This window comes from Streptomyces sp. NPDC104367 (genome assembly GCF_055583825.1).
Map to the genome: position 1 here is coordinate 451,424 of NZ_JBVJND010000001.1, position 24,380 is coordinate 475,803.

General features: G+C 71.8%; 22 protein-coding genes. 7 read left to right on the forward strand and 15 right to left on the reverse strand.

The genetic code is table 11. The features are described 5' to 3' along the window. Positions 1–25: 25 nt before the first annotated feature. The 8 genes from ACZ619_RS02020 to ACZ619_RS02055 form a co-directional block, all read right to left on the reverse strand. Positions 26–907, reverse strand: a complete 882-nt coding sequence (locus ACZ619_RS02020; RefSeq protein ID WP_469593000.1) for a carbohydrate ABC transporter permease — start codon at positions 905–907, stop codon at positions 26–28. Continuing rightward, on the reverse strand, positions 904–1,860 hold the full coding sequence (locus ACZ619_RS02025) for a carbohydrate ABC transporter permease (RefSeq protein ID WP_469593002.1): 957 nt from the start codon (positions 1,858–1,860) through the stop codon (positions 904–906). Before ACZ619_RS02025 ends, ACZ619_RS02020 begins: the two co-directional genes overlap by 4 nt. A gap of 5 nt (positions 1,861–1,865) precedes the next feature. Beyond that, the gene (locus ACZ619_RS02030) at positions 1,866–3,218 is read right to left on the reverse strand and encodes an ABC transporter substrate-binding protein (RefSeq protein ID WP_469593004.1); all 1,353 of its coding nucleotides are present in this window, start codon (positions 3,216–3,218) and stop codon (positions 1,866–1,868) included. A 130-nt stretch (positions 3,219–3,348) separates the two neighbouring features. Then, positions 3,349–4,344, reverse strand: a complete 996-nt coding sequence (locus ACZ619_RS02035) for a LacI family DNA-binding transcriptional regulator (protein WP_469593005.1) — start codon at positions 4,342–4,344, stop codon at positions 3,349–3,351. A 338-nt stretch (positions 4,345–4,682) separates the two neighbouring features. Continuing rightward, entirely contained in the window at positions 4,683–5,498 is an 816-nt protein-coding gene (locus ACZ619_RS02040; protein WP_469593007.1) for an ABC transporter permease, read from the reverse strand. A gap of 28 nt (positions 5,499–5,526) precedes the next feature. Continuing rightward, positions 5,527–6,390, reverse strand: coding sequence for an ABC transporter permease (locus ACZ619_RS02045; RefSeq protein WP_469593009.1), 864 nt, complete (start codon positions 6,388–6,390; stop codon positions 5,527–5,529). A 3-nt stretch (positions 6,391–6,393) separates the two neighbouring features. Further along, on the reverse strand, positions 6,394–7,584 hold the full coding sequence (locus ACZ619_RS02050; RefSeq protein WP_469593011.1) for an ABC transporter substrate-binding protein: 1,191 nt from the start codon (positions 7,582–7,584) through the stop codon (positions 6,394–6,396). 49 nt (positions 7,585–7,633) lie between these two features. Then, entirely contained in the window at positions 7,634–8,701 is a 1,068-nt protein-coding gene (locus tag ACZ619_RS02055; RefSeq protein ID WP_469593013.1) for an ABC transporter ATP-binding protein, read from the reverse strand. 123 nt (positions 8,702–8,824) lie between these two features. Here ACZ619_RS02055 and ACZ619_RS02060 point away from each other — a divergent pair, with 123 nt between their 5' ends. After that, entirely contained in the window at positions 8,825–9,565 is a 741-nt protein-coding gene (locus ACZ619_RS02060) for a FadR/GntR family transcriptional regulator (protein ID WP_469593015.1), read from the forward strand. A gap of 38 nt (positions 9,566–9,603) precedes the next feature. After that, complete coding sequence (locus tag ACZ619_RS02065) at positions 9,604–10,383, forward strand: cache domain-containing protein (protein WP_469593017.1); 780 nt, start codon at positions 9,604–9,606, stop codon at positions 10,381–10,383. Positions 10,384–10,468: 85 nt separating this feature from the next. Here ACZ619_RS02065 and ACZ619_RS02070 read toward each other — a convergent pair whose 3' ends face one another. After that, positions 10,469–11,140, reverse strand: a complete 672-nt coding sequence (locus tag ACZ619_RS02070; RefSeq protein WP_469593019.1) for an MmyB family transcriptional regulator — start codon at positions 11,138–11,140, stop codon at positions 10,469–10,471. Positions 11,141–11,385: 245 nt separating this feature from the next. Between ACZ619_RS02070 and ACZ619_RS02075 the strand changes: the two genes are divergently transcribed. The 3 genes from ACZ619_RS02075 to ACZ619_RS02085 all read left to right on the forward strand — a co-directional run bounded on the left by ACZ619_RS02075 (position 11,386) and on the right by ACZ619_RS02085 (position 13,104). Continuing rightward, complete coding sequence (locus ACZ619_RS02075; RefSeq protein WP_469593020.1) at positions 11,386–12,042, forward strand: helix-turn-helix domain-containing protein; 657 nt, start codon at positions 11,386–11,388, stop codon at positions 12,040–12,042. Positions 12,043–12,057: 15 nt separating this feature from the next. After that, positions 12,058–12,657, forward strand: a complete 600-nt coding sequence (locus tag ACZ619_RS02080) for a toxin-antitoxin system, toxin component (protein ID WP_469593022.1) — start codon at positions 12,058–12,060, stop codon at positions 12,655–12,657. A gap of 216 nt (positions 12,658–12,873) precedes the next feature. Then, positions 12,874–13,104 (forward strand): hypothetical protein, encoded by a 231-nt coding sequence (locus ACZ619_RS02085; RefSeq protein WP_469593024.1) that lies wholly within the window; start codon positions 12,874–12,876, stop codon positions 13,102–13,104. 16 nt (positions 13,105–13,120) lie between these two features. Here ACZ619_RS02085 and ACZ619_RS02090 read toward each other — a convergent pair whose 3' ends face one another. Both ACZ619_RS02090 and ACZ619_RS02095 read right to left on the reverse strand, forming a co-directional pair. Beyond that, on the reverse strand, positions 13,121–13,801 hold the full coding sequence (locus ACZ619_RS02090; RefSeq protein ID WP_469593026.1) for a 4'-phosphopantetheinyl transferase family protein: 681 nt from the start codon (positions 13,799–13,801) through the stop codon (positions 13,121–13,123). Next, positions 13,749–14,654, reverse strand: coding sequence for a metallophosphoesterase family protein (locus tag ACZ619_RS02095; protein WP_469593027.1), 906 nt, complete (start codon positions 14,652–14,654; stop codon positions 13,749–13,751). The genes ACZ619_RS02090 and ACZ619_RS02095 overlap by 53 nt, the downstream gene beginning before the upstream one ends. A 312-nt stretch (positions 14,655–14,966) precedes the next feature. Between ACZ619_RS02095 and ACZ619_RS02100 the strand changes: the two genes are divergently transcribed. Both ACZ619_RS02100 and ACZ619_RS02105 read left to right on the forward strand, forming a co-directional pair. Further along, complete coding sequence (locus ACZ619_RS02100; RefSeq protein ID WP_469593028.1) at positions 14,967–16,097, forward strand: ATP-grasp domain-containing protein; 1,131 nt, start codon at positions 14,967–14,969, stop codon at positions 16,095–16,097. A 142-nt stretch (positions 16,098–16,239) separates the two neighbouring features. Then, on the forward strand, positions 16,240–17,919 hold the full coding sequence (locus ACZ619_RS02105) for a carbohydrate binding domain-containing protein (protein ID WP_469593029.1): 1,680 nt from the start codon (positions 16,240–16,242) through the stop codon (positions 17,917–17,919). A 30-nt stretch (positions 17,920–17,949) separates the two neighbouring features. Here the strand turns inward: ACZ619_RS02105 and ACZ619_RS02110 are convergent, their stop codons facing one another. The 4 genes from ACZ619_RS02110 to ACZ619_RS02125 all read right to left on the reverse strand — a co-directional run bounded on the left by ACZ619_RS02110 (position 17,950) and on the right by ACZ619_RS02125 (position 24,313). Then, positions 17,950–18,831, reverse strand: a complete 882-nt coding sequence (locus ACZ619_RS02110) for a sulfotransferase family protein (protein WP_469593030.1) — start codon at positions 18,829–18,831, stop codon at positions 17,950–17,952. A 281-nt stretch (positions 18,832–19,112) separates the two neighbouring features. Next, positions 19,113–22,169: an alpha-mannosidase gene (locus tag ACZ619_RS02115; protein ID WP_469593031.1), complete on the reverse strand. Its 3,057-nt coding sequence runs from the start codon at positions 22,167–22,169 to the stop codon at positions 19,113–19,115. A gap of 45 nt (positions 22,170–22,214) precedes the next feature. After that, a complete protein-coding gene (locus ACZ619_RS02120) occupies positions 22,215–23,552 on the reverse strand; it encodes a 6-phospho-beta-glucosidase (RefSeq protein ID WP_469593032.1) in 1,338 nt (445 codons plus the stop codon). Then, positions 23,549–24,313, reverse strand: a complete 765-nt coding sequence (locus ACZ619_RS02125) for a DeoR/GlpR family DNA-binding transcription regulator (protein WP_469593270.1) — start codon at positions 24,311–24,313, stop codon at positions 23,549–23,551. Before ACZ619_RS02125 ends, ACZ619_RS02120 begins: the two co-directional genes overlap by 4 nt. Positions 24,314–24,380: the final 67 nt, after the last annotated feature.

The following is a 24,380-nucleotide window of genomic DNA, read 5'->3' on the forward strand; positions in this document are numbered from 1 at the left end:
AGGCCTTTCTGTCGGAGGAAGGGCGTCAGCCCTTGGTGCCGCCCGCGCTGATGCCGGCGACGATGTGCCGCTGGAAGACCAGGAACAGCGCGACCATCGGGATGCTGGCGATCACCATCGCGGCGATGAGCACGGTCAGCTGGATGTTCTGCGACAGCTGGACCAGGGCCACGCCGATGGGCTGCTTGTCGGTGTCGGAGAAGACCATCAGCGGCCACAGGAAGTCCTGCCAGACGGCGACCAGCGCGAAGATCGAGACCACGCCGAGGACCGGGCGGGACATCGGCAGCACCACCGACCACAGGATGCGCAGCTTCCCCGCGCCGTCGATCTCGGCGGCCTCCAGGACGTCGCGCGGCAGCTGGTCGAAGAACCTCTTCAGGAGGTACAGGTTGAAGGCGTTGGCGACGGCCGGCAGCCAGATGCCGAGCGGGTCGTTCAGCAGGCTGGTGTGGACGAGGGGCAGATCGGCGACGGTCAGGTACTTGGGTACGACCAGGGCCTGGGCCGGAACCATCAGGGTGGCCAGGATGCCGCCGAGGACCACCTTGCCGAAGGCCGGCTTCAGCTTCGACAGGGCGTAGGCGGCGGCCGTGCAGAACACCAGCTGGAAGGCCCAGGCGCCGGCCGCCTGCACCACGGTGTTCCACAGGTGCTGCGGGAGCTGCATCAGGTCCCAGGCATCGGTGTACCCGGACAGGTGCCAGTGCTCGGGGACGACGGTGGGCGGGGTCCGGGCCACCTCGTCCGGGGACTTCATCGCACCGGTGACCATCCAGTACACGGGGAACAGGAAGGCGAGGGCGAAGAGCACGACGACACCGGTGAAGACGGTCCAGTAGAGCGCCCTGCCGCGCGGGCGGGCCAGCGCCGCCGGGGAGACGAGGGTGCGGGTGGCGCCGGTCATCCGTCCTCCCCGGATCGGGTCAGGCGCAGGTACAGGGCGGAGAAGGCACCGAGCAGCACCAGGAGCATCACGCTCAGCGCGCAGGCGCCGCCGAAGTCGTTGTAGAGGAAGGCGTACTTGTAGATCAGGTAGAGCACGGTGACCGTGGCGTTCTCCGGGCCGCCCCCCGTGATGACGAACGGTTCGGTGAACACCTGCATGGTCGCGATGATCTGAAGGAGCATCAGCATCAGTACGGCGAACCTGGTCTGGGGGATCGTCACGTGCCGGACGCGCTGGAGGAGGCCGGCGCCGTCGAGTTCGGCCGCCTCGTAGAGCTCGCCGGGGATGGACTGGAGGGCGGCCAGGTAGATGAGGACGGTGCCGCCCATGTTGGCCCAGGTGGCCACGATCACCAGGGAGACGAGCGCGGTGTCGGCGCCGTTGGACCAGTTCGAGGTGGGCAGGTGCAGGAAGCGCAGCGTCTCGTTGGCGAGGCCGGTTCCGGGGTCGTAGAACCACTTCCACAGCAGGGCGCTGACCACCGGCGGGATCATCACCGGCAGGTAGACAACGACCCGGAAGAACGCCCTGGCGTGCCGGAGTTCGTTGAGGACCAGGGCGAGGACGAAGGGGATCGCGAAGCCGATGAGCAGCGCCAGCAGGGTGAAGGCGAGGGTGTTGCGCCAGGCGGCGGTGAACTCCGGATCGTGCAGGACCCGGGTGAAGTTGGCGGTGCCGGCCCACTCGGGCGACGAGCCGGGCGTGTACTTCTGGAAGGCGATCACGACGGCGCGGAGCGCCGGGTACCAGGAGAACAGGGCGAAGCAGACGAGTCCGCCGAGCAGGAAGCCGTAGGCGCGGGCCTGGTCGACCAGCCGGCGCCGTCCCAGGTCCGCTGCCGGGGGCGGCGCCGGGATCTGTCGTACGGCGGCCGCCGCCGGGACGGGTCGTCGTGCGGCCGTCTTCGTCATCGCGGTCAGCCCCGGGCCAGGATGCCGTCGATCTTGGCGTCGGCGTCCTTGAGGAGCTGGTCGATGTCGGCGTCCTTCTTGGTGAGGACGGCGGAGACCGCGCCGTCGAGGACGGAGTAGATCTGCTGGGCGTCCGGCGGCTCGATCTTCATCCGGAGGGACTGGTTGCCGTCCAGGAACGCCTGGTAGTTCTCCACCGGCACGTTGGCGTTGGCCTTCTTGACCGCCTGGTCCCTGGTGTCGGCGGCGCCGGTGAACAGGCGGGGCTCGGGCAGGCCGACGGGCGCGTCGTTCTTCCTGGCGCGGGCGTAGTCGCCGAGGAAGCCGTCGCCCGGGGTGAGGAACATGGAGTCGAGCCACTTGAGGCCGGCCCGGATCTGGGCCGGGGTGTCCTTCTTGTCGAACATGTAGCCGTCGCCGCCGATGAGCGTGCCCTGGCCGCCGGGCATCGGGCCGAGGGCGAGGTCCTTGTAGTCGCCGCCCTTCTCCTTGACCAGGATCGGGATGTTGTCCGGCGCGGCGAGGTACATGCCGAGCCTGCCCGAACCCATCATCTGCTGGACGTCGTTGATGACGAGGAGCTGCTTGCTGCCCATCGAGTCGTCGGTCCAGCGCATGTCGTGCAGGTTCCGCAGGACCGCGTGGCCCTCGGGGGTGTCGACGGTCGCCGACCTGCCGTCGGCGGAGACGACGTCACCGCCCTGGGAGTACATCTCGGCGGTGAAGTGCCAGCCGCCCTGGTTCTGGGCGCTGTAGTCGGCGTACCCGACGGTGCCGTCGCCGAGCGCGGCGATCTTCTTGGCGTCGGCGCGGACCTCTTCCCAGGTGGTCGGCGGCCGGTCGGGGTCGAGGCCGGCCTTCTCGAAGAGCGCGCGGTTGTAGATCAGGCCCATCGAGTAGCCGGTGCGCGGGATGCCGTAGACCTTGCCGTCGACGGTGTAGATGTCGCGCAGCTGCTTCTGGATGGTGCCGTAGCTCTTCAACTCCTTGAGGTACGGGGTGAGATCGGCGGCCTGGTTGATGTCCACGACGTGCCGGGCGTCGGTGAAGTACGTGTAGAAGACGTCCTCCATCTGTCCGCCGGCGAGCTTGGCGTCGAAGGTCTTCGGGTCCTGGCAGGGGAACGCGTCGTGCGCGACGACGTCGATGTCCGGGTTCCGCTTCTCGAAGGCGGCGATGTCCTGCTCGAAGAACGACCGGTCGACCTTGGCGCTCTTCGGCGGCTCGCAGTTCACGGTGATCCTCGTCCGGCCGCTGCCCGCGTCGTCGTCACCCGACCCGCAGGCGGTGGCGGAGAGGGCGAGGGACGAACAGACGCCGAACGCGACGAGAGCACGGCGGAACCCGGTGCTGGACATCGGTGGACCCCCCAGACAGGAGCAGTGGGCGCCGCACCGGGACCGGTGGGCGCCGCACACTCAAGCACCGGCGACAATCGACCGCAAGATGTCGCGCAGGATCTGTAATTATTCGACAGTCGACCGGATCTCAGTCGCGGGGCGCTTGCGCGGTGGAACCGCGGACCACCAGTTCGGGCTCGAAGAGCAGTTCCTCCGGGGCCACGGAACTGCCGTTGACCTGTGTGTTCAGCAGCTCCACGGCCGCCCGGCCCATGGCCTCGATGGGCTGCCGGACGGTGGTCAGCGGGGGCTCGGTGCAGTTCATGAACGCGGAGTCGTCGTACCCGACCACCGACACCCTCGACGGGACGTCCAGGCCCTTGCGGCGGGCCGCCCGGATCGCCCCGAGCGCGAGGGGATCGCTGGCGCAGATGATGCCGGTGACGCCCCGGTCGATGAGCCGGGTGGCGGCCGCGTGGCCGCCCTCGATGGAGAACATCGCCCGGGCCACCCGCTCGTCCGGGACGTCGCCCACGGCCCGCGCGGCGGCGAGCTTGCGGGCCGAGGGCACGTGGTCGGCGGGGCCGAGGACGAGGCCGATCCGCTCGTGGCCGAGGGAGGCGAGGTGGCGCCAGGCCTGCTCCGTCGCCACCGCGTCGTCGCAGGACACGCCGGGGAAGCCGAGGCGGTCGATGGCCGCGTTGACCAGCACCACCGGGATGTTGCGTTCGGCGAGCAGCCGGTAGTGGCCGTGCGGGGCGTCGGCCTGGGCGTACAGGCCGCCGGCGAACACGACCCCGGAGACCTGCTGTTGCAGCAGCAGCTCCACGTAGTCCGCCTCGGAGACCCCGCCCTTGGTCTGGGTGCACAGCACCGGGGTGAGTCCGAGCTGGGCCAGCGCGCCGCCGATGACCTCGGCGAAGGCCGGGAAGATGGGGTTCTGGAGCTCGGGCAGGACCAGACCGACGAGCCGGGCGCGTTCGCCGCGCAGCTGGGTGGGGCGCTCGTAGCCGAGGACGTCGAGGGCGGAGAGCACCGCCTGCCGGGTGGGCTCGGAGACGCCGGGCTTGCCGTTGAGCACCCGGCTGACCGTGGCCTCGCTGACCCCGACCTTCTTGGCCACTTCCGCAAGTCGTCGCGTCATGCGCGCAAGAATAGCGCAAGTAACGCAAGCTGCTTGCGTAATGCTCCGGAGGCCGGGGCCGGGGCCCGGGGCTCGGGGCGGAGGCCGGGGCCCGGGGCTCGGGGCCCGGGGGCGGGGCGGAGGCCGGGGCCCGGGGGCGGGGCGGAGGCCGGGGCCCGGGGGCGGGGCGGAGGCCGGGGCCCGGGGGCGGGGCGGAGGCCGGGGCCCGGGGCTCGGGGCGGAGGCCGGGGCCCGGGGCTCGGGGCCCGGGGGCGGGGCGGAGGCCGGGGGCGGGGCGGAGGCCGGGGCCCGGGGCTCGGGGCCGGGGCTTCGGGCGGCCGGCGCGGCCCCGGGGCCGGTCAGACGCGGCTGCCTGTCGCCGTGTCCGCCGACAGCCGCTGCGCCAGGTAGATCGGGATCACCGACAGCAGGACCAGCACCGCCGCCACCACGTTCACCACCGGTGCCTGCTGGGGCCGGGTCATGTTGTCGAAGATCCACAGGGGCAGCGTCTGCACGCCGGGCCCGGCGGTGAACGTCGTCACCACGATCTCGTCGAAGGAGAGCGCGAAGGCGAGCAGCCCGCCCGCGAGCAGCGCCGAGCGCACCAGCGGGAAGGTGACGTCGACGAAGGCCCGGAAGGTGTCGGCGCCGAGGTCGGCCGCCGCCTCCTCGTAACTGCCGGAGGTGCGGCGGAGCCGGGCGACGACGTTGTTGAAGACGATCACCACGCAGAAGGTGGCGTGTCCGACGACCACGGTGAACAGGCCGAGCCCGACGCCGAGCGGCTCAAGGACCGTGCTGAACGCCGAGTTGAGGGCGATGCCGGTGACGATGCCGGGCAGCGCGATCGGCAGGACGACCACGAAGGAGAGGGCGTCGCGGCCGAAGAACCGGTACCGGGCGACGGCGAAGGCGACGAGCGTGCCCAGCACCAGCGCGATCGCGGTGGCGCCGAGCCCCGCCTTCACCGAGGTCCACAACGCCTCCCGGGCCCCGGAGCTGTGCCAGGCGACCGTCCACCACCGGGTGGTCAGACCGGGCGGCGGCCAGCTCGCGCTGCGGTCCGGGTTGAGGGAGTTGACGAGAACGAGCAGCAGCGGGACGTAGATCAGGGCGAAGCCGAAGGCGGCGGCGCAGCGGAGCGCGATACGGGCGGGGCGGGAGAGTGTCATGTGTGACATGTGAGGTACCACTCTGTCCTCAGAGGCTGCTCAACGCCCCCGTCCGCCGCATCGCCAGCAGGTACAGCACGATGACGACGACCGGGACGGTGGCGAGCGCGGCGGCCATGGGCAGGTTGAGTTCGATGTTGGCGTACACGAGGTTGCCGATCAGCTGGGTCTTGCCGCCGACGATCTGCACGGTGATGTAGTCGCCGAGGCTCAGCGAGAACGTGAACACCGACCCGGCGGCCACCGACGGCAGCACCATCGGCAGCACCACGGACCGGAAGGTCCGCCCGGCCCGGGCGCCCAGGTCGGCCGACGCGTCCAGCAGGTTGTCGGGCAGCTGCTCCAGCGCGGTGTGGACCGGCAGGATCATGTACGGCAGCCACAGGTAGGTCAGTGTCAGCACGGTGGCCGGCAGTCCGAAGCCGGGCCCGCTCAGTCCGAACGGCCTGAGCAGCCAGTCGGCCAGCCCGCCCTCGGACAGGATCAGCCGCCAGGCGTACACCTTGACCAGGTAACTCGCCCACAGCGGCGTGAGGATGGCGACCACCAGCAGGGGCCGCCGGCTGGGCTTGGCCACCCGGGCGGTGTAGAAGGCGACCGGGAAGGCGATCACCGCGCACAGGGCGGTCACCGCGAGGGCGACGCCCACACTGCGCAGGATCACCTGGCGGAACACGGGGGTGGTGAACAGCTCGTGGAAGTTGTCGGCCGACCAGACCTTCACCACCTCGGAGGTGAAGGAGTCGGTGGTCCAGAACGCGGACAGGAACAGCACCGCCAGGGAGCCGAGGTAGAGCACGGCCAGCCACAGCAGCGGGGCGGTCAGCAGCAGGGCGAGGCGGAGCCGGGGGCGCCGGTGCAGCGCCCCCGCGGTCCGGGTGAGCACGGTCATGGCTCAGCCCTTGATCTCGGTCCAGGCCTGGACCCACTTGGCGTACGGCACGCACTTGACGTCGGTGCGGCCGTCCAGGCACTGCTCGATGGGCGTGTTCCAGAACGCGATGTTCTTCCAGTAGCTCTCGTCGGTCGCGTGGTAGGTGGCGCAGAAGTTCTTGTCGCTGGTCAGGTCGCAGGCCTTGGCGTTGGCCGGGGCCTCGCCGAAGTACTCGGCGACCTCGGCGTTGACCTTCGGGGAGACGATCCAGTCGAGCCACTTGTAGGCGCAGTTGGGGTGCTTGGCCTTGGCGGAGACCATCCAGGTGTCGGACCAGCCGGTCGAGCCCTCCTCGGGCACGAAGGCCTTGACCTTGGCGCCCTCGTCGGCGGCGAGGTTGGCGATGACCTGCCAGCTGGTGCCGATGACGGAGTCGCCGCTCTTGAAGGCGGAGATCTCCTTGAGGTAGTCGCTCCAGTACTCGCCGATGTCCGCGTTCTGCTTCTTGAGCAGGGCCACGGCCGCGTCGAACTGCTTCTGGTCCAGGGCGTAGGGGTCCTTGACCTTCAGTTCGGGCTTGGTGGCCTTGAGGTACAGGGCCGCGTCGGCGATGTAGATCGGTGAGTCGTACGCCGTCACATGGCCCTTGTACTTCCCCGCGTCGTCGAAGACGGCCGCCCAGGAGGTGGGCGCGGGGCTGACCTTCTGGGTGTCGTACATCAGCAGGTTGGCGCCGCGGCCGTGCGGTATGCCGTACATCTGGCCCTTGACGGAGTTCCAGGCGCCGTTCTTCAGGCCGCTGAAGATGTCCTTGTAGTTCGGTACGAGCTTGGTGTTGACGGGGGCGGCGTCGCCGGAGGCGATCAGGCGCAGGGAGGCGTCGCCGGAGGCGGAGACGGCGTCGTACTGGCCGGTCTTCATCAGCTTGACCATCTCGTCGGAGCTGGCGGCGACCTTGGAGTTGACCTGACAGCCGGTCTGCTTCTCGAAGTCGGTGACCCAGTCGACCGCGGGGTCGTCGGAGCCGTCCTCGACGTAGCCGGCCCAGGCGACCAGGTTCACCTCGCCCTCGGTCTTGCCGAGCTTGGCGAGGGGCTTGAGGTCGGGCGGGTTCAGGCCGGACGAGGAGTCCGAGCCGGAGGAGCCGCAGGCGGTGGCGGCCAGCAGCAGGGCGGCGACGGCGGCCGAGGTGAGGGGGCGGGTGAGGCGCACGGCGTACTCCAGAGGTGAGGGACGGCGGTCCGGAGGCGGGGACGGCGGATCAGTCGGGGACGTGGACGGTGTGCCGGCGCTGCCAGCGCAGCCGGACGCGGGTGCCGCGGTAGGCGGCGACGTCCTCGGCGGAGGTGTCGAGGTTCTGCTGGAGCGCGGTGAGCCGGCCGCCGCCGTCCAGGTCGACCAGGAAGCGGGTGGCGTCGCCCAGGTAGACGACCTCGGCGACGGTGCCTACGGCGGAGGCGTGACCGGTGTCGGCGGTGTCCTCGGCGCCGTGGGTGCCCTCGGCGCTTTCGGCGTCTTCGGTTTCCCTGAGGACACGGATCTTCTCGGGCCGGACGCTGTGGGTGCCGTTCTCGCCGAGCACGCGCCGGGCGGTCTCGCCGGTGAGCAGGTTGGAGGTGCCGACGAAGGAGGCGACGAACGTGGTGGCGGGGCGGTCGTAGATCTCGGCGGGGGTGCCGACCTGTTCGATCCGGCCCTGGTGGAAGACGGCGACCCGGTCGCTCATGGTCAGGGCCTCCTCCTGGTCGTGGGTGACGAAGACGAAGGTGATGCCGACCTCGCGCTGGAGGGCCTTGAGCTCGATCTGCATCTGCTCGCGGAGCTTGAGGTCGAGGGCGCCGAGGGGTTCGTCGAGGAGCAGGACACGGGGGCGTCCGACGAGGGCGCGGGCGAGGGCGACGCGCTGGCGCTGGCCGCCGGAGAGCTGGGAGGGGCGGCGGGCGCCGTAGCCGTCGAGGCGGACCTCGGCGAGCGCCTTGCGGGCGCGGACCAGGCGTTCGGCCTTCGGTGTGCCGCGGACCTTCAGGGAGTAGGCGACGTTCTGCTCGACGGTCATGTGCGGGAACAGGGCGTAGTCCTGGAAGACGGTGTGCACGTCGCGCTCGAAGGGGGCGCGGCGGGTGACGTCCTGTCCGGCGAGTTCGATCACGCCCGCGGTGGGGGCCTCGAAGCCGGCGATCATCCGCAGGACGGTGGTCTTGCCGGAGCCGGAGGGGCCGAGCATCGAGAAGAACTCGCCGTCCCGGATGTCCAGGTCGACCCCGGCCACGGCGGTGGTGTCACCGAACGACTTCCGTAGATCCCGCAACCGGATCGCGCTGGCCTCCATGGGCGGGAACCTTTCTGCCGTTCTCTTGCGTTGCACCTGGTGACCGGAAAGATATGAAGTCATAGTTCATATCTCAAGACCCTTCCGAGGTAAAGGTTGGGTCAACGCATAGGGTGGTGGGCCGTGAGAGAGCAGCAGACGGTCGGCGGCGCCCGAAAGGCCGTCTTCGCCCCGGTGGACGGCGGGGCGCGGGTGGACGCGGTCGTGCGCCGGATCGGCGACGCCATCGAACTCGGCCTGCTCGCCGACGGGGAGCAGCTGCCCGGCGAGACGGAGCTGGCGGGGCGGCTCGGGGTGTCCACGGTGACCCTGCGGGAGGCGCTGATGGCCCTGCGCCAGCAGGGGCTGGTCGTCACCCGGCGGGGCCGCGGCGGCGGCAGCTTCGTCGCCTCCCCCGAGGTGCCCGACCAGGAGCGGCTGCGGGCCCGGCTGCGCGGCTGGAGCCCCGAGGAGCTGCGCGACCTGGGCGACCACTGGGCCGCGCTGTCGGGAACCGCCGCGTACCTCGCGGCGCAGCGCACCGAGGACCACGACCTGGACCAGCTGCGGCGCACCATGGACGAGCTGTGCAAGGCGCCGGACGCGCCGGCGCGCAGCAGGGTGTACGGCCGCTTCCACGTGGAGCTGGCCGCCGCGGCGCAGTCCGCCCGGCTCACCCGCGAACAGGTCGCGCTCCAGACGGAGATCGGGGCGCTGCTCTGTCTTGTGCTCGGCGACGACGAATATCGTGAAGAGGTGGCAGACCGTCACCGCTCCGTAATCTCGGCCGTGCAGGATGGGGCGCACACTTCGGCCAGGGAGCTGGCCGAGCGGTGCGTGCGGGACTCGACGGGGCGGCTCATCGCGCTGCGTCTGGCCCTGTAGCCGCGCCGCGCCCGGTCTTCCGTCCGCTGGAGGGCACGATGAGCCGCAGCACCGCCCCCTCCGGCCCGGCCACCACGACGCTCGACGCCGCGGAGGAGTACGTGGCCGAGCGGGTCGGCCGCGCCCTGGAGTCGGTGTTCGACGCCGTGGCGCAGACCCGCGCCGACACGGCCGCGCTGCTGGCCCGGGTGACCGCCCAGGGGCGTCCGCCCGTCACGGCGGACCTGGCCGCGCTGCGCCCGGGGCTCCATCTGCGGCTGGCCCGGCAGGAGTTGGTGTCCGGCGTCGGCTTCGTCGCCGCGCCCGGGCTGCTGGCCGACGTGCCGGCCTGGCTGGAGTGGTGGCAGTCCGACGCCCAGGGCGACGTACGGCCGCTGCTCCTCGACCTCGATCCGCGGTCCTCGGCGTACTCGGACTACACGCACTGGGACTGGTTCGCGCTGCCCCGGGACACCGGGCGGCGGGCGGTCGCGGGGCCGTACGTGGACTACCTCTGCTCGGACGAGTACAGCCTCACCCTGTCCGCGCCGGTGGAGCTCGCCGGGCGCTTCCTGGGCGTGGCCGCGGCCGATGTGTACCTGCGGCACTTCGAGGCGGCCGCGCTGCCGCTGCTGCGCGAACTGCCGGGCCCCGCACGGCTGGTCAACGCCCGGGGCCGGGTGGCCGCGTCGGCGGACCCGGCCCACCTGGCGGGCTCCCTGACCAAGGGGCCGGACTTCGCGACCGTCCTGGAGACCGGCCGCCCGGCCACCGTCCGGGGCAGCCGCCTGCTGCCCTGCGGAGCCGTGCCCCTCGTCCTGGTCGCCCCGGCGGACTGAGCACGGAGCCTGCCGGTGCGGGCCCGGACGTGGTGGAGGTGACCGGCCCGGCGCCGTCGGCGACCTGAACGCCGGCGGTGCCGGGTCAGGCGTCGGGGGCGGGGACCACGGTCAGGTGGGCGCCCAGGCCGCCCGGGCGGCGCGAGCGGCGCGGCGCGGTGACCGGACGGGGGGTGGCGCGCAGGACCAGTGTGTAACGCGCGTAGCCCATGTCCTGGAGGGTCTTGGGGGTCTCGCTCACGATCCGGCACTCGGTCGGACCCACCAGCGGGTCCGGGTGCTGGAGCGGCCGGACCGCGCCGTCGAGCCGGGCGCCCTCCTCGCCGACCGCGCGCAGCCAGTGCGGCAGGCCGTGCCGGAAGGCCGCCTCCATGATGGGGTCCTGGGCGATCTCCCGGCGGATCGACTGGAGTTCGTGGTCGTGGCCGTACCGCTCCAGGGTGGTCTTGAACTGGGCCAGCATCGGCAGGCACCAGCCCGACTCGTGCGCGCCGAGCACGGTGCCGGCGTCCGGGTGGAAGAGGACGAACCGGAGGAAGTTGTCCCCGGGCATGGCCGCGGGATACGGGGCGACCCCCCGGAAAAGTGTCCCGAACGCGCCGTTGGCCAGCACGACGTCCCAGCGGTGGTCCACCACCAGGGACGGGAAGGGGATCGCGTCCAGCAGCAGTGCGTAGTCCTGGAGGTACGCCTGGGCCGCGGGACTCCCGGGGACGGACAGCGGCTCCGGCCGCCGCCCACCTGCCTGATATGCCATCGGGAGGTCACCCCTCTTGCCTATGCGGCCTTCTCGCGGCGATGTGATCCTGCTGCCCCACCCTGAGTCATGTCAACTATCGTGGCATTTCATGCCTGTTGACGGCCGAAATTGGCCACAGTTGTGGCGAGACCTGGATGTGAGTTCGAAGCACCCGCTAATCTCCGGGACGTTCGCGCCGCATGTTCACGGCGACCGCTTGTGAGAAGCCCCTGATTCCCCTGAGAGACGTAGGAGTTCTGTCGGTGACGGATGGCTACGAGGATCCGGGCGCCACGGCGACCGCCCAGCTGCCGGCCGTCGTCGCCCGCGTCACCGCGCTCGCCGACCGGCTCGGCGTACCGTACCCCGAGGTCTTCGACATCGGGCGGCTCTCCTACGCCTGCGGTGTCCCCGAGTCCGTGGTCAAGGCTCTGCTGGGCGGCCGCCCGGCGGGCGAGCCGGACGTCCAGGCCCGCTTCCTGCAACGCCTGGACCTGCTGCGCCGCACCCGGCTCAAGCCCAATGGCCGAAAACACACCCAGCAGGAGATGGCCGACGGCGCGGGCATGTCCCGGCAGCAGGCCGGCGCCCTGCTCAACGGCGACCGGCGGCCGACCATGGAGCACTGCGACGCCCTCCAGCGCTTCTTCCGCGTGCACGCCGGCTTCCTCACCGCCGAGGACCCCGAGGCCCTCGCGGGCGCCCTGCAGCGCGTCGAGCAGGAGCTGCTGCAGAAGCTGGCCGACCGGGAGCGGGCCGCGGCCGAGGCCGCCGCGGACCCGTTGCAGCGGCTGCTCCAGGACCACGGGGTGCGCGGGATCGCCTGGCGGGCCGCCCAGCTGCCCACCGACCAGCACCGGGACAAGGTCGCGGAATGGCTGGACATGCTCCTGGAGAGCGTCAAGCGGCCCGAGTCGTGAGCCGGGGGGAGAACAGTGGGCATCGGCAGGGACATGCGCCGGCTGAGCGGTGAGCTGGTCGGGGAGCTGACGCTGCCCGCGCCCGCCGCGCCGCCGGAGCTGTACCGGGCGCTGTGCGACGCCATGGGCCGCCGCCGCGGCCGTCCCGTCACGTTCCGTACGGCCGTCTTCCCGGCCGGCACTGCCAGCGGGCTCTGGCTCGACCTGCCCGACCGGGACCTGGTCGTCGTCGAGGAACGCACCGCGCCCGACCACCAGTTGGTGATCCTCGGTCACGAACTGTGGCATCTGCACGCCGACCACCACGGTCACACCGTCGCCGTCGGTGGCGACGCGGACGTGGACGCGGACGCGGACGGCGCCGGTGTCCGGGTGGCCGCGCGGCTCCTCGGCGAGGGCGCGGGCGCGGAGGGGGTGGCGCTCCGGAGCGCGGTGCAGCGGATCGCCGCCCGGACCCGCTTCGACCGGGCCGAGGAACGGGACGCGGAGAGCTTCGGGCTGCTGCTGGCCAGCAAGTGCCGGACCTGGCTCGCGGGTTCGGCGCTGCGCGGACCGGTGCGGCGGCACGACGTGGCGGGGCGCATCGAGGTGTCACTGGGCTATCCGGGGAGGTGACGCCGGTTCGGCCGAAATCCGTTGCCGGCCGGGCGAAGAGACGTTCCCTCACGGAGGTGCGCGGGTGCGGTTCCGCGTCCGCTGAGCGGGCGAACCGGCTCGTCGCCGGAGGGCGTTGTCAGTGGCGGGCGGCAAGCTGGGGGGTGCGCACCGCACACGCGGCGTGCCCGCGCCGTACGGGCGCGTGACCGTGACGACCGACGGGGAGAGCCGACGATGCCCACCGCCGTACTGACCGACCGCGAGCGCACCGCCGTACAGGCCTATCTGCGGCTGCTGCACACCGTGCGCGCGGCCTTCGACGGACCTCCGGACGAGGACGGCCGGCCCCTCCTGGTGCCACCGGCCGTGCTGGCCGAGGCCGAGGCGGCGCTGGACCGGGCGGGCCTCAGAGGGAACGAGGAGGCGTTCTTCCGGTTGCTGTCGGACTGGTGCCCGCCCACCTGAGCCGTGCCGGGGGCGCTCAGCGGTGCGGCACGACCACGGCCGAGGTGAGCGTGGAGTGCCCCACCCGCCAGCGCCCCTCGAAGACCTGGAGCGGCTCCGCGCCGACGCGCGGGCCGGGGACGAGGAGGCGGGCGCGCAGGGTGCCGTACGGCCTGCCGCCGGGCTCCGGCACCAGCTCGATGTCGGCCTCCATGAAGTCCAGCCACTTCCCGGTGAGGGGGAACCACGCCTTGTAGACGGATTCCTTGGCGCTGAACAGCAGCCGGTCCCAGTGCACGTCGGGCCGCTGCGCCGTGAGCCGGCGCAGCCGCTCGCGCTCGGCGGGCAGCGCGACGGACTCGGCGACGCCCTCGGGCAGCGGGGCGTGCGGTTCGGCGTCGATGCCGAGGGAGACCAGGTCGGCGGCGCGGACCAGGGCGGCGGCGCAGTAGCCCTCGCAGTGGGTCATGCTGCCGACCAGCCCCTCGGGCCAGCGCGGGGCGCCGCGCTCGCCGCTCACGACCGGCTGCGGCTCCACCCCGAGCTTCTCCATGGCGCGCCGGGCGCAGGCGCGCACGGCGGAGAACTCGCGGCGGCGCTTGGGCACGGCACGCGCGACGAGCGCCTCCTCCTCGGGAAAGAGCGGGGCCTCGCGGATCGCCTCGTCACCGAGCATCTCCACGGCCACCACCGAGTCCGGGAGCAGCTCCTCGATCACCGGTTCCGACCTCCATCGGCAGAATGCGGCGCAGTTCGCCCGGGGGCCCCGGGCGCTTGCGCCACTCACGGGGGTATCCCACCGAGACCTCCTGGAAGCGGACGCCGTCCAGCCAGGTGGTCCGGGGGATGTGCAGATGACCGTAGACCATGGTCGCGACGCGGAACCGGCGGTGCCAGCCGGCGGTGCGGGTGGTACCGCACCACATGGCGAACTCGGGGTACCAGAGCACGTCCGTCGGGTGCCGGTCCAGCGGGTAGTGGTTGACGAGCACGGTCGGCAGGTCCGCCGGCAGCTCGGCGAGCCGGCGTTCGGTGGCCTCGACCCGGGCCGCGCACCAGGCGTCGCGGGTCGGGTACGGGTCGGGGTGCAGCAGGAACTCGTCGTTGCAGACGATGCCGGTGCCGTGCGCGTAGGCGAGGCCCTCGTCCTTGGTGGCGCAGCCGGCCGGCAGGAAGGAGTAGTCGTACAGCAGGAACAGCGGGGCGACGACGGCCGGGCCGCCCGGGCCCTCCCAGACCGGGTAGGGGTCCTCGGGGCTGACCACGCCCAGCTCCCGGCACAGTTCGACGAGGTGCTCGTAGCGGGCGACCCCGCGCAGGGTGACCGGGTCCTTGGGGTGGGTCCACAGGTCGTGGTTGCCGGGGGCCCACAGCACCTTGCGGAAGCGGCCGGCGAAGGTCTCCAGCACCCAGCGGATGTCGGCGACGGTCTCGGCGACGTCACCGGCGACGATCAGCCAGTCCTCGTCGGTTTCCGGTCGCATCCTCTCGACGAGCTCGCGGTTCTCCGGGTACGAGATGTGCAGGTCGCTGATGGCCAGCAACCGTCCGGCACCGGCCGTGGACTCCACCTCGCACACCCCTTCCGATCATGTCGTCGGGCACCACCTCAGCACATGACCGGTGCGGCGAACAAGGGGACCCGGCCGGGCGCCCGCGCGGTCGAGGAAACCGCCGGGGACGGTGCAGGAAAACGCGCGTGGACCGGCCGGGGGAATCCGTAACACTGGCGTTGCACGCGGGGCCCCTCGAAAGCCGTATGATCCCCCCAACACCACCGCCACGAACTTCCCTTCATCCAGGGCGGTTTGGTGACCCTCCAACCACCCTGCCCGGGCACGGGCCCGCTGAGCCCTGCCCAAAAACCCCGGAAGGCGGCATTAATGCGCTCTCGCGTACGCGTCTGGCTCAACCGCACGTACGCGGAGAACGTGTTCTTCATGGATCAGCTGCGGAAAAATCCCAGCGACCGGGCGGTCGAGATCCATGCGACGCACGGTGACGCCGACTCCCCCGTGCTGGCCGCCGCCGACACCGCCGAGCTGGAGCCGGAGGGCCTGTCCCCGGCCGGCTACGTCGAGTACGCGCTCGACCAGTGCCAGCGCCGTGGCATCGACGTGTTCGTGCCCCGGCTGCACCAGTCGGCGATCGTCGCCCACCGGGCCGACTTCGAGGCGGTCGGCACGGCGCTGCTGGCGCCGACCGCGGAGGGCGCCGCGGTCTTCGAGGACAAGGCGACCGCGTACGAGGCCGTCGCCTCGGTCGGGGTGCCGGTGCCGCCGTGGTGGCGGGTCCGCACGGCGGACGAACTGGTCGACGCGGTCGAGAAGCTGGAGGCCGACGGGCACAAGGCGTGCTTCAAGCCGGCCGCCGGTGCGGGTGGGGTGGGCTTCCGGGTGATCACCCGCTCCCCGTTCTCGCTCCTCCACCTCAGCGGGTTCCCCGGGCCCCATGTCCAGCTCGACCTGGTCCTGGACGCGCTGCGCCGCGCCGACCACGGGGTGGACTGGCTGGTGATGCCGCGCCTGGAGGAGCCCGAGGTGTCCGTGGACTGCCTCACCGGGCCCGACAACCGGGTCCGGCTGGCCGTGGGACGCACGAAGAAGGGCCGGCGGCGCGGGTTCACCCTGGACGAGCGGTGGCTGGCGCCGGCGCGGCTCATCGCCGAGGGCTTCGGGCTGCACTACCTGTCCAACATCCAGTTCCGCATGTACGGCGACGAGCCCGTGCTGCTCGATGTCAACACACGTCCCGCCGGGGGGCTGCACCAGCTCGCGCTCTGCGGCGTCAACGCACCGTGGGCCGCCGTGCAGCTGGCGCTGGGCGAGGACACCGGGGTGATCGAGCCGCCGTTCCTGGGCCAGGACTACGCGGTGATCTCGGGTCCGAAGCCGGTCCTGCCGTCGGTTCCCGTGCAGCGGGAAGAGGCGGACGAGGTGGTGCTGCCGGCGCCGGCGGCCGCGCCCGTCGCCGTGAGTCCGGTGGAGGCCGCGGCCGAGGCGCTGCCGCTCTAGCCCACAGGCCGAACATCCCACCGGTATGGACCAATTCACGTCACTCTCCTTGACACGCGGATTGGTCCATACCAGCTTTGTCTGCGCACCACCCCGCACCTTCGTGCACTCCCGAACACCCCCATTCCTTCAGGGAGATCGCGTGCGCAACTCACTCAGGCGTTCCAGACGCCGCCTACTCGCCCTGCTCGGTTCCGCCGCCCTCGCGCTCGCCGGGGCCATCGCGCTGCCCGGTACCGCGCAGGCGGCCAACATCCTGTCCAACCCCGGCTTCGAGTCCGGAAGCCTCTCGCCCTGGTCCTGCACCGGGAACCTCGGCTCCGTCGTCTCCTCCCCCGTGCACGGCGGCGCCAAGGCCCTCGCCGGGGCCGTGAGCTCCAGCGACAACGCCCAGTGCACCCAGACCGTCGCCGTGCAGCCGAGCACGACGTACTCGCTGAGCGGCTGGGTGCGCGGCTCGTACGTCTATCTCGGCGTGACCGGATCCTCCTCCACCTGGACCTCCTCGCCCTCGCAGTACAGCCGGCTCAGCGTCTCCTTCACCACCGGGGCCGCGCAGACCAGCGCCCAGATCTACGTGCACGGGTGGTACGCGCAGGGGACCTACTACGCCGACGACATCAGCCTCGACGGGCCCGGCGGGAGTTCGGACACCCAGGCGCCGAGCGCGCCCTCGAACCTCACCTCCACCGGGAAGACCTCGTCGACCGTGTCGCTGTCGTGGTCGGCCGCGAGCGACAACGTCGGGGTGACGGCGTACGACGTCTACCAGGGGTCGAGCCGGGTGCTGAGCGTCTCCGGGACCACCGCCACGGTGAGCGGGCTGTCGGCGAGCACCGCGTACTCGTTCAGCGTGAAGGCGCGGGACGCGGCGGGGAACACCTCGGCCGCCTCCAACGCGGTGAGCGTCACGACCAGCGCGGGCAGCGGCGGCGGAACCGGGTTCAAACAGGCCGCGCCCTACCTGTACGAGGGCTGGGGCGATCCGCCGAGCCCGTCGACGGTGATGAGCGCCACCGGCGTCAAGTGGTTCACGATGGCCTTCATGCTGGACTCGGGCGGCTGCACCCCCGCCTGGGACGGCAGCCGCGCGCTGACCGGCGGGGTCGACCAGACCGCGATCAACCAGATCCGGGCGGCCGGCGGTGACGTCGTGCCCTCGTTCGGCGGCTGGCAGGGCAGCAAGCTCGGCGCCGACTGCTCGTCCGCGAGCGCGCTGGCCGGGGCCCTCCAGAAGGTGATCGACGCCTACGGGCTCAAGGCCGTCGACATGGACATCGAGAACACCGACGAGTTCGAGAACGAGGCCGTGCAGGCGAGGATCCTGACCGCCCTGAAGACGGTCAAGGCGAACAACCCCGGCCTGCGGACGATCGTCACCTTCGGGACGTCCACCACCGGTCCGACGTACTACGGCAACCGGCTGATCGAACAGGCCCAGTCGATCGGCGCCGACATCGACGTCTTCACGATCATGCCGTTCGACTTCGGCGGCGGCTCCGACATGTACGGCAACACCGTGAACGCGGCCGAGGGGCTGAAGGCCAAGCTGAAGTCCACCTTCGGCTGGGACGACGCGACGGCCTACGCGCACATCGGGATCTCCGGCATGAACGGTCTGTCGGACCAGCAGGAGACCACGACCCCGGCGATCTGGACGTCCGTCCGGGACTGGGCGAACACGCACCACATCGCCCGGCTCGCCTTCTGGTCCGTGAACCGGGACCGGGGCTGCGCGGGCGGTGGCGTGGTGAGCAACTGCTCCGGGATCAGCCAGGACAACTGGCAGTTCACCAAGATCACGGCCGGGTTCACCGGCTGACCGGGGAACGCGGGGCCGGCGTGGGGATGCCTAGACGGGGTATCCCCACGCCTTGGCTATCTCCGCGAGCCGGGGCGGGAGTTCGGCGGTGGGGTCGGCCTGGCGGGCGGCCTGGATCCGGCCGGACCTGATCTCCCGGGACCAGTCGCCGAGCTTCGGCCGGAAGGAACCGTGGTCCTGCCTGCCGTAGTCGAGCATGCCGCTCTCCCACTCGACGCCGAGGTACTCGCACAGGCCGCGGGTGACCCGCTCCGGTTCGGCGGTGAGGTCCTCGTACGTGATCACGTGGGCGCCGGGGAGCCGCCGGCGGGCCTCTTCCAGCTTCTCCGCGTAGCCCAGGACCTCGGCGCGGATCCCCTCGTGGTCGGGGTCGGCGCGGCGGCTGGTCAGGGACTGGATGACGGCGCCGGGGTGGCGCAGCAGCAGGACGAACCTCGCGTCGGGCCAACATCGTTCCAGCCGGGGCCAGATGAGGGTGTTCGGCGGGGTCTTGTCGACGATGACGTCCTTGCCGCTGCGGGTGAGCTCCAGGTGCAGCACGCGGTCCCACAGGACGTGCTCCAGCTCCTCGCGGTCGAGGGCCAGCTCCTTCATCGCGTCCGCCGTGAAGTCCCGGGACATCCGGACGTGGACCGTGCGCAGGTGCATCTCGTGCGGGGCGCGGATACGGCTGTGGCTGTTGAGGACGACCCGCAGCAGCGTGGAGCCGGAGCGCACCGAGGACAGGACGAGGACCGGGCGCTCCACGAGGCGCGGGGCGCGCGGGGCCACGTAGGCCTCGGCGGCGGACCGCTGCGGCTGCTGCTGCGCCGGGCGCTGCGCCGGGATCGCGTCGAGGGTCCTGCGGGGCGGGCTCACGGCCTGGGCCATGAGCCGTCCGCGGCGCTTCAGCCCCTTCGCGATCGCTGACATTCGCGGGTCTCGCACGGTGATGCCTTTCTCTCGTCCCTGCCGTCACGCATCCCAGGGGTGGAAGGCGAACCCAAGGTGTCCGAGAGGGAAACCGGCGGGGGCTGCGCGGCCCGAAAACCCGCTGTGACCTGCCAACTTACCGATCTCTTAATTCTTCATATGAGAATTCCCGGCCTTTACGGCAAACCGGGGCGGACCCTGCCGGGTCCGGCAGGGTCCGCCCCGGGCAGGACGGCGTACCGGCCCCGGCGCGCGAGGCGCCGGGCCCGGCCCGTGGGGTGCTACCGGTCCGCGTCCGCGCGCTGGAGACGGAGCGTCAGGATCTGGAAGGGCCGCAGCGTCACGGCGACCGAGTCGCCGTCGGCGTCCGCCGCCTCCAGGGGGCGCTCCAGCAGGTCGGTCACCTGGGCGCCGGCCAGCGGGAAGCCGGTGCGCAGGACGCCCTGGGCGCGGCCGCCGCGGGACTCGTAGAGCCGGACCACGACGTCGCCGGAGCCGTCGTCGGCGAGCTTGACCGCCTCGACGGTGACGCCCTCGCCGGCCGCCGAGACGACCGGCGTCGGCTCGCCCGCCGCGTCGGCGACCCGGAGCGGGAGGTTGAGGGCGTAGCCGGCCGCGACCGCGTCCTCGACGCTCGCGCCGGGCAGCAGCGCGTAGGTGAAGCGGTGGCGGCCCTGGTCGGCGCCCGGGTCCGGGATGCGCGGGGCGCGGACCAGGGAGAGGCGGACCGTGGTGGTCGTGCCGCCGTCCTCGCGGACGGTGCGGGAGACGTCGTGGCCGTACGTCGAGTCGTTGACGACGGCGACGCCGTAGCCGGGCTCGGCGAGGTGCACCCAGCGGTGGCCTGAGACCTCGAAGCGGGCCGCCTCCCAGCTGGTGTTGGTGTGCGTGGCCCGCTGGACGTGGCCGAACTGGATCTCCGCGGAGGAGTGCGCGGCGCGGATGTCCACCGGGAAGCCGGCCTTGAGGAACTTCTCGGCCTCGTGCCAGTCGAGGTCCGTCTCGATGTCGATCCGGGGGCTGCCGGCGCGGACGGTGATCGTCTGGGTGATCCGCGAGCCCTTGCCGAAGGAGCTGGTGACGCTGATCGAGGCGAGCAGCGGGTCCGCGTCGGCGACGGTGATCTCCGACGGCTCCAGCAGGTCCGTGTAGCGGTTCTGGTAGTGCTTGTCGACGTCCCAGGCGTCCCAGTAGTTCGGCAGGTCGGTGTGGAGCCGCAGCAGGTTGCCCTGGCCGGCGAGGACCTCGCGACCGGCCCGGTGGTCGTACACGGAGGACAGGGTGCCGTCCTCGGCGACCTCCACCCGGACGAGTCCGTTGTCGATGACCCGGCCCTCGACCGTGACCGGCAGCGGGGCCTGGGCGGCGGGCGCGAGCGGGGCGCTGCCGTTCGCGGGGACCTCGACGTAGACCGGGGTGCCGGCCGCGTCGCGGACGACCTCGGCGCGGTCGTAGGGGCTGGTGTTGAAGACCCGGGCGGTGCCGCCGCCGAGCGCGGTGATCGCCTCGGTGGTCAGCGTCTCCAGTTCCGCGGCGACGCGGGCGTACTCGGCCTCCGCCTCGCGGTGCACCCAGGCGATCGAGGAGCCCGGCAGGATGTCGTGGAACTGGTGGAGCAGGACCGTCTTCCAGAGCCGGTCCAGCTTCTCGTGCGGGTAGCTGTAGCCGGGCGCGTGCAGGGCGGCCGTGGTCGCCCACAGCTCGGCCTCGCGCAGCTTGTGCTCGCTGCGCCGGTTGCCCTGCTTGGTGCGGGCCTGCGAGGTGTAGGTGGCGCGGTGCAGTTCCAGGTAGAGCTCGCCGACCCAGACCGGCGCGTCCTCGTACTCGGCGCGGGCCTTGGCGAAGAAGGCGTCCGGGTGCTCGACCTCGACCCGGGGCGAGCCCTCCAGGTCCTTCAGCCGGCGGGCCCGCTCCATGATCTCGCGGGTGGGGCCGCCGCCGCCGTCGCCCCAGCCGAAGGGGGCGAGCGAGCGGGTGGCGGCGCCCTTCTCGGCGTAGTTGCGGACCGCGCGGGACATCTCCTCGCCGCTGAAGCGGGCGTTGTAGGTGTCCACGGGCGGGAAGTGGGTGAAGATGCGGGTGCCGTCGATGCCCTCCCACCAGAAGGTGTGGTGGGGGAACGTGTTGGTCTGGTTCCAGGAGATCTTCTGGGTGAGGAACCAGTCGTTGCCGGCCAGCTTGGCGAGCTGCGGGTAGGCCGCGTTGTAGCCGAAGGAGTCCGGCAGCCAGACGCCCTTGGTCTCGATCCCGAAGTGCTCGATGAAGAACCGCTTGCCGTGCACGAGCTGGCGGGCGATCGCCTCGCCGCCGGGCAGGTTGCCGTCGGACTCGACCCACATGCCGCCGACCGGCGCCCACTGGCCCTTCTTCACGGACTCCTGGATGCGCGCCCAGACCTGCGGGTAGTTGTCGCGGACCCACTCGTACTGCTGGGCCTGCGAGCAGGCGAAGACGAACTCCTCGTACTCGTCCGCGAGCGAGGTCACGTTGGAGAAGGTCCGGGAGGTCTTGCGCTTGGTCTCGCGGATCGGCCACAGCCAGGCCGAGTCGATGTGCGCGTGGCCGACGCCGGAGATGACGTGGGCGCTGGCGTGCGCGGGCTTGGACAGCGCCGGCTTCAGGGCCTCGCGGACGGCGGCGGCGGAGCCGGAGACGTCGTCCAGGTCGAGCAGGTCCATCGCGTGGTCGAGGGCGTGCGCGATCTCGTGCCGGCGCGGGTCGCGCTCGCCCAGCTCCAGCATCAGCTCGCGCAGCACCTGGATGTCGAGGTCGAGGTGCCAGACGTCCTCGTCGAGGACGGCGATGTCGGCGCGCTTGAAGGTGTAGAGCGGCTTGTCGCCTGCGGTCAGGACGTCGCCCAGGAGCGTGGGCTCGCGGAAGTCGTTGGCGAGGATGTCCGGGTTGGAGGCGGCCTCGACCAGGTAGTCGACGACCTCGCCGCCGGTCGCCGGGTGCGCGATCCGCACGTACTGGTTGAGCGGGTTGACCGCCTTCAGCGGGGTCCCGTCGGTGAGGTGCACCAGGGCCTCGGCCTGGTTGCCGGGCCAGTCGCCGACGAAGCCTAGGTCGATGACGGCCTCGACGCGGCGGCCCGCGAACTCGGCGGGCACCTCGCCGTGCATCCGGAACCAGGTGGTGCCCCAGGGCGGTCCCCAGGGGGTGTCCATGGCGAAGGGCTCGTAGGGGGCAGCGGCCGCCTCCTCGAAGGACACCGGCTCGCCGGGGGCCTGCCAGGCGGTCACCTCGAAGGGGACCGTGGCCGCGTAGATCGCGGGCCGGATGCGCTGGTTCTGGAGGCGCTCTACGCGCTCCTCGATCCGGCGGCGTTCGTCGTGCATGGAAGTCTCCAGAAGAGGGATGGAAAGCGCTTTCCGAGCGGCTGGCTACTTAAGATACGCGAGGCCCGGGTGGACCTCGGAGTACCCCTCCACCAGCCTGCGGGCCACGTTCACCGAGTCCACCAGCGGGTGCAGCGCGAACGCCTTCACGGCCGTCGTACGGGATCCGGACTCGGCGGCGGCAAGCACCTCGCGCTCGACGGCCTTGACCGAGCAGACCAGGCCGGTGGCGTGGTCGGGCAGCGGGGCGACGGCGACCGGGTGGGCGCCGTTGGCGTCGACCAGGCAGGGCACCTCGATGACGGCCTCGCCGTCGAGCACCGAGAGGGTGCCGCGGTTGCGCACGTTGAGGATCAGGGTGGTGCGCTCGTCGCGGGCGATGGCCCGCATGAGGGCCAGGGCGACCTTCTCGTAGCCGCCGGAGAGGTCGTCGGCGTCGCGCTCGCCGGCGCCGGCCGCCTCCCGGTTCTCGGCCATGTAGGTCGCCTCGCGCTCGGCGCGGGTGCGGTCCCAGGCGTCCAGGGCCTTCACGGCCGGGTCCCCGACCTGCTCGTAGAAGTGCGCCTGCTGGTCACGCAGGAAGGCGCCACGGGTCTTCTCGGCCTCCTGGTAGGCGCGGACGGCCTCGCGGTTGAAGTAGTAGTAGTGCAGGTACTCGTTCGGGATCGCGCCCAGCGACCGCAGCCAGTCGACGCCGAAGAGCTTGCCCTCCTCGAAGGAGCCGAGCAGGCCGGGGTCGGCGAGCAGGCGCGGGAGTTCGTCGCGGCCCGCGACGCGCAGGCCGCGCACCCAGCCGAGGTGGTTGAGGCCGACGTAGTCGATCCAGGCCTCCTTCGGGTCCGCGCCGAGCACCCGGGCGATCCGGCGGCCGAGGCCGACCGGGGAGTCGCAGATGCCGATGACGCGGTCGCCGAGGTGCCGGGACATGGCCTCGGTGACCAGTCCGGCGGGGTTGGTGAAGTTGATGACCCAGGCGTCGGGCGCCAGCCGGGCCACCCGCCGGGCGATGTCGACGGCGACCGGGACGGTCCGCAGGCCGTAGGCGATGCCGCCGGCGCCGACCGTCTCCTGGCCGAGGACGCCCTCGGCGAGCGCCACCCGTTCGTCGTTCGCGCGGCCCTCCAGGCCGCCGACCCGGATCGCCGAGAAGACGAAGTCGGCGCCGCGCAGGGCCTCGTCCAGGTCGGTCGTGACGGTCACCGAGGGGGCACCGGGGACGCCCGCCGCCTGTTCGGCCAGGACCCGGGCGACCGCGGACAGCCGGCCGGCGTCGAGGTCGTGCAGCACGACCTCGGTGACCCGGCCCTCGGCCCGGTCCGTCAGCAGTGCGCCGTACACGAGCGGCACGCGGAACCCGCCGCCGCCCAGAATCGTCAGTTTCACGCTTGAGCCTTTCCTGCCAGGACCACCTCGACGCCGGCCTCCTCCAGAGCCGACCGGGTCGCCGGGTCCACCGGCGCGTTGGTCACCACCATGTCCAGGTCCTCGGGACCGCAGACCTTCGCCATGCCCGTACCCGGGAACTTGGCCGAGTCGGCCAGCAGTACGACGGTGTCGCTCGCGTCGATCATGGCGCGCTTGACCGGCACCTCCACGACCGTCGTGTCCATCACCTGTCCGCCCGGGCGGACCCCGCTGGTGCCGAGGAAGAGCCAGTCGGCGTGCAGCTGGCGCAGGTTGTCCTCGGTGAGGAAGCCGACCAGGGAGCGGTACTCGCGGCGGAGCATGCCACCGAGCAGCACCAGCTCGATGCCCTCGTCGTCGGCGAGCTCCTCGTAGACCACCAGGTTGCTGGTGATGACGGTGAGGCGGCGGCCGTGCAGCTGCCGGGCCAGCCGGAAGGCGGTGGTGCCGATGTCGAGCAGCACCGACTGGCCGTCCTTGACCAGCGCGGCGGCGCGCGCCGCTATCGCGTCCTTCTCGGCCACCCGCACCTCGGCGACCTCGGCGAAGGGCTGGTCGCCCTCGTCCGCGACGGCGCCGCCGTGGACGCGGGTGAGCAGCCCGTCCTCCTCCAGCTTGACCAGGTCGCGCCTGATCGTGGCCGGGCTCACACCCAGCTGCTCGGAGAGGTCGGTCACAGCCGCGGGGCCGCCGGAGCGCAGGGCCCGCAGGATGAGTTGGTGTCGTCGTTCTGCCAGCACCTGACGAACACTACTCGTCATCTTCAATCAAATCCATGCTCAGTTCTGCTCGGGTATTGACCAATCC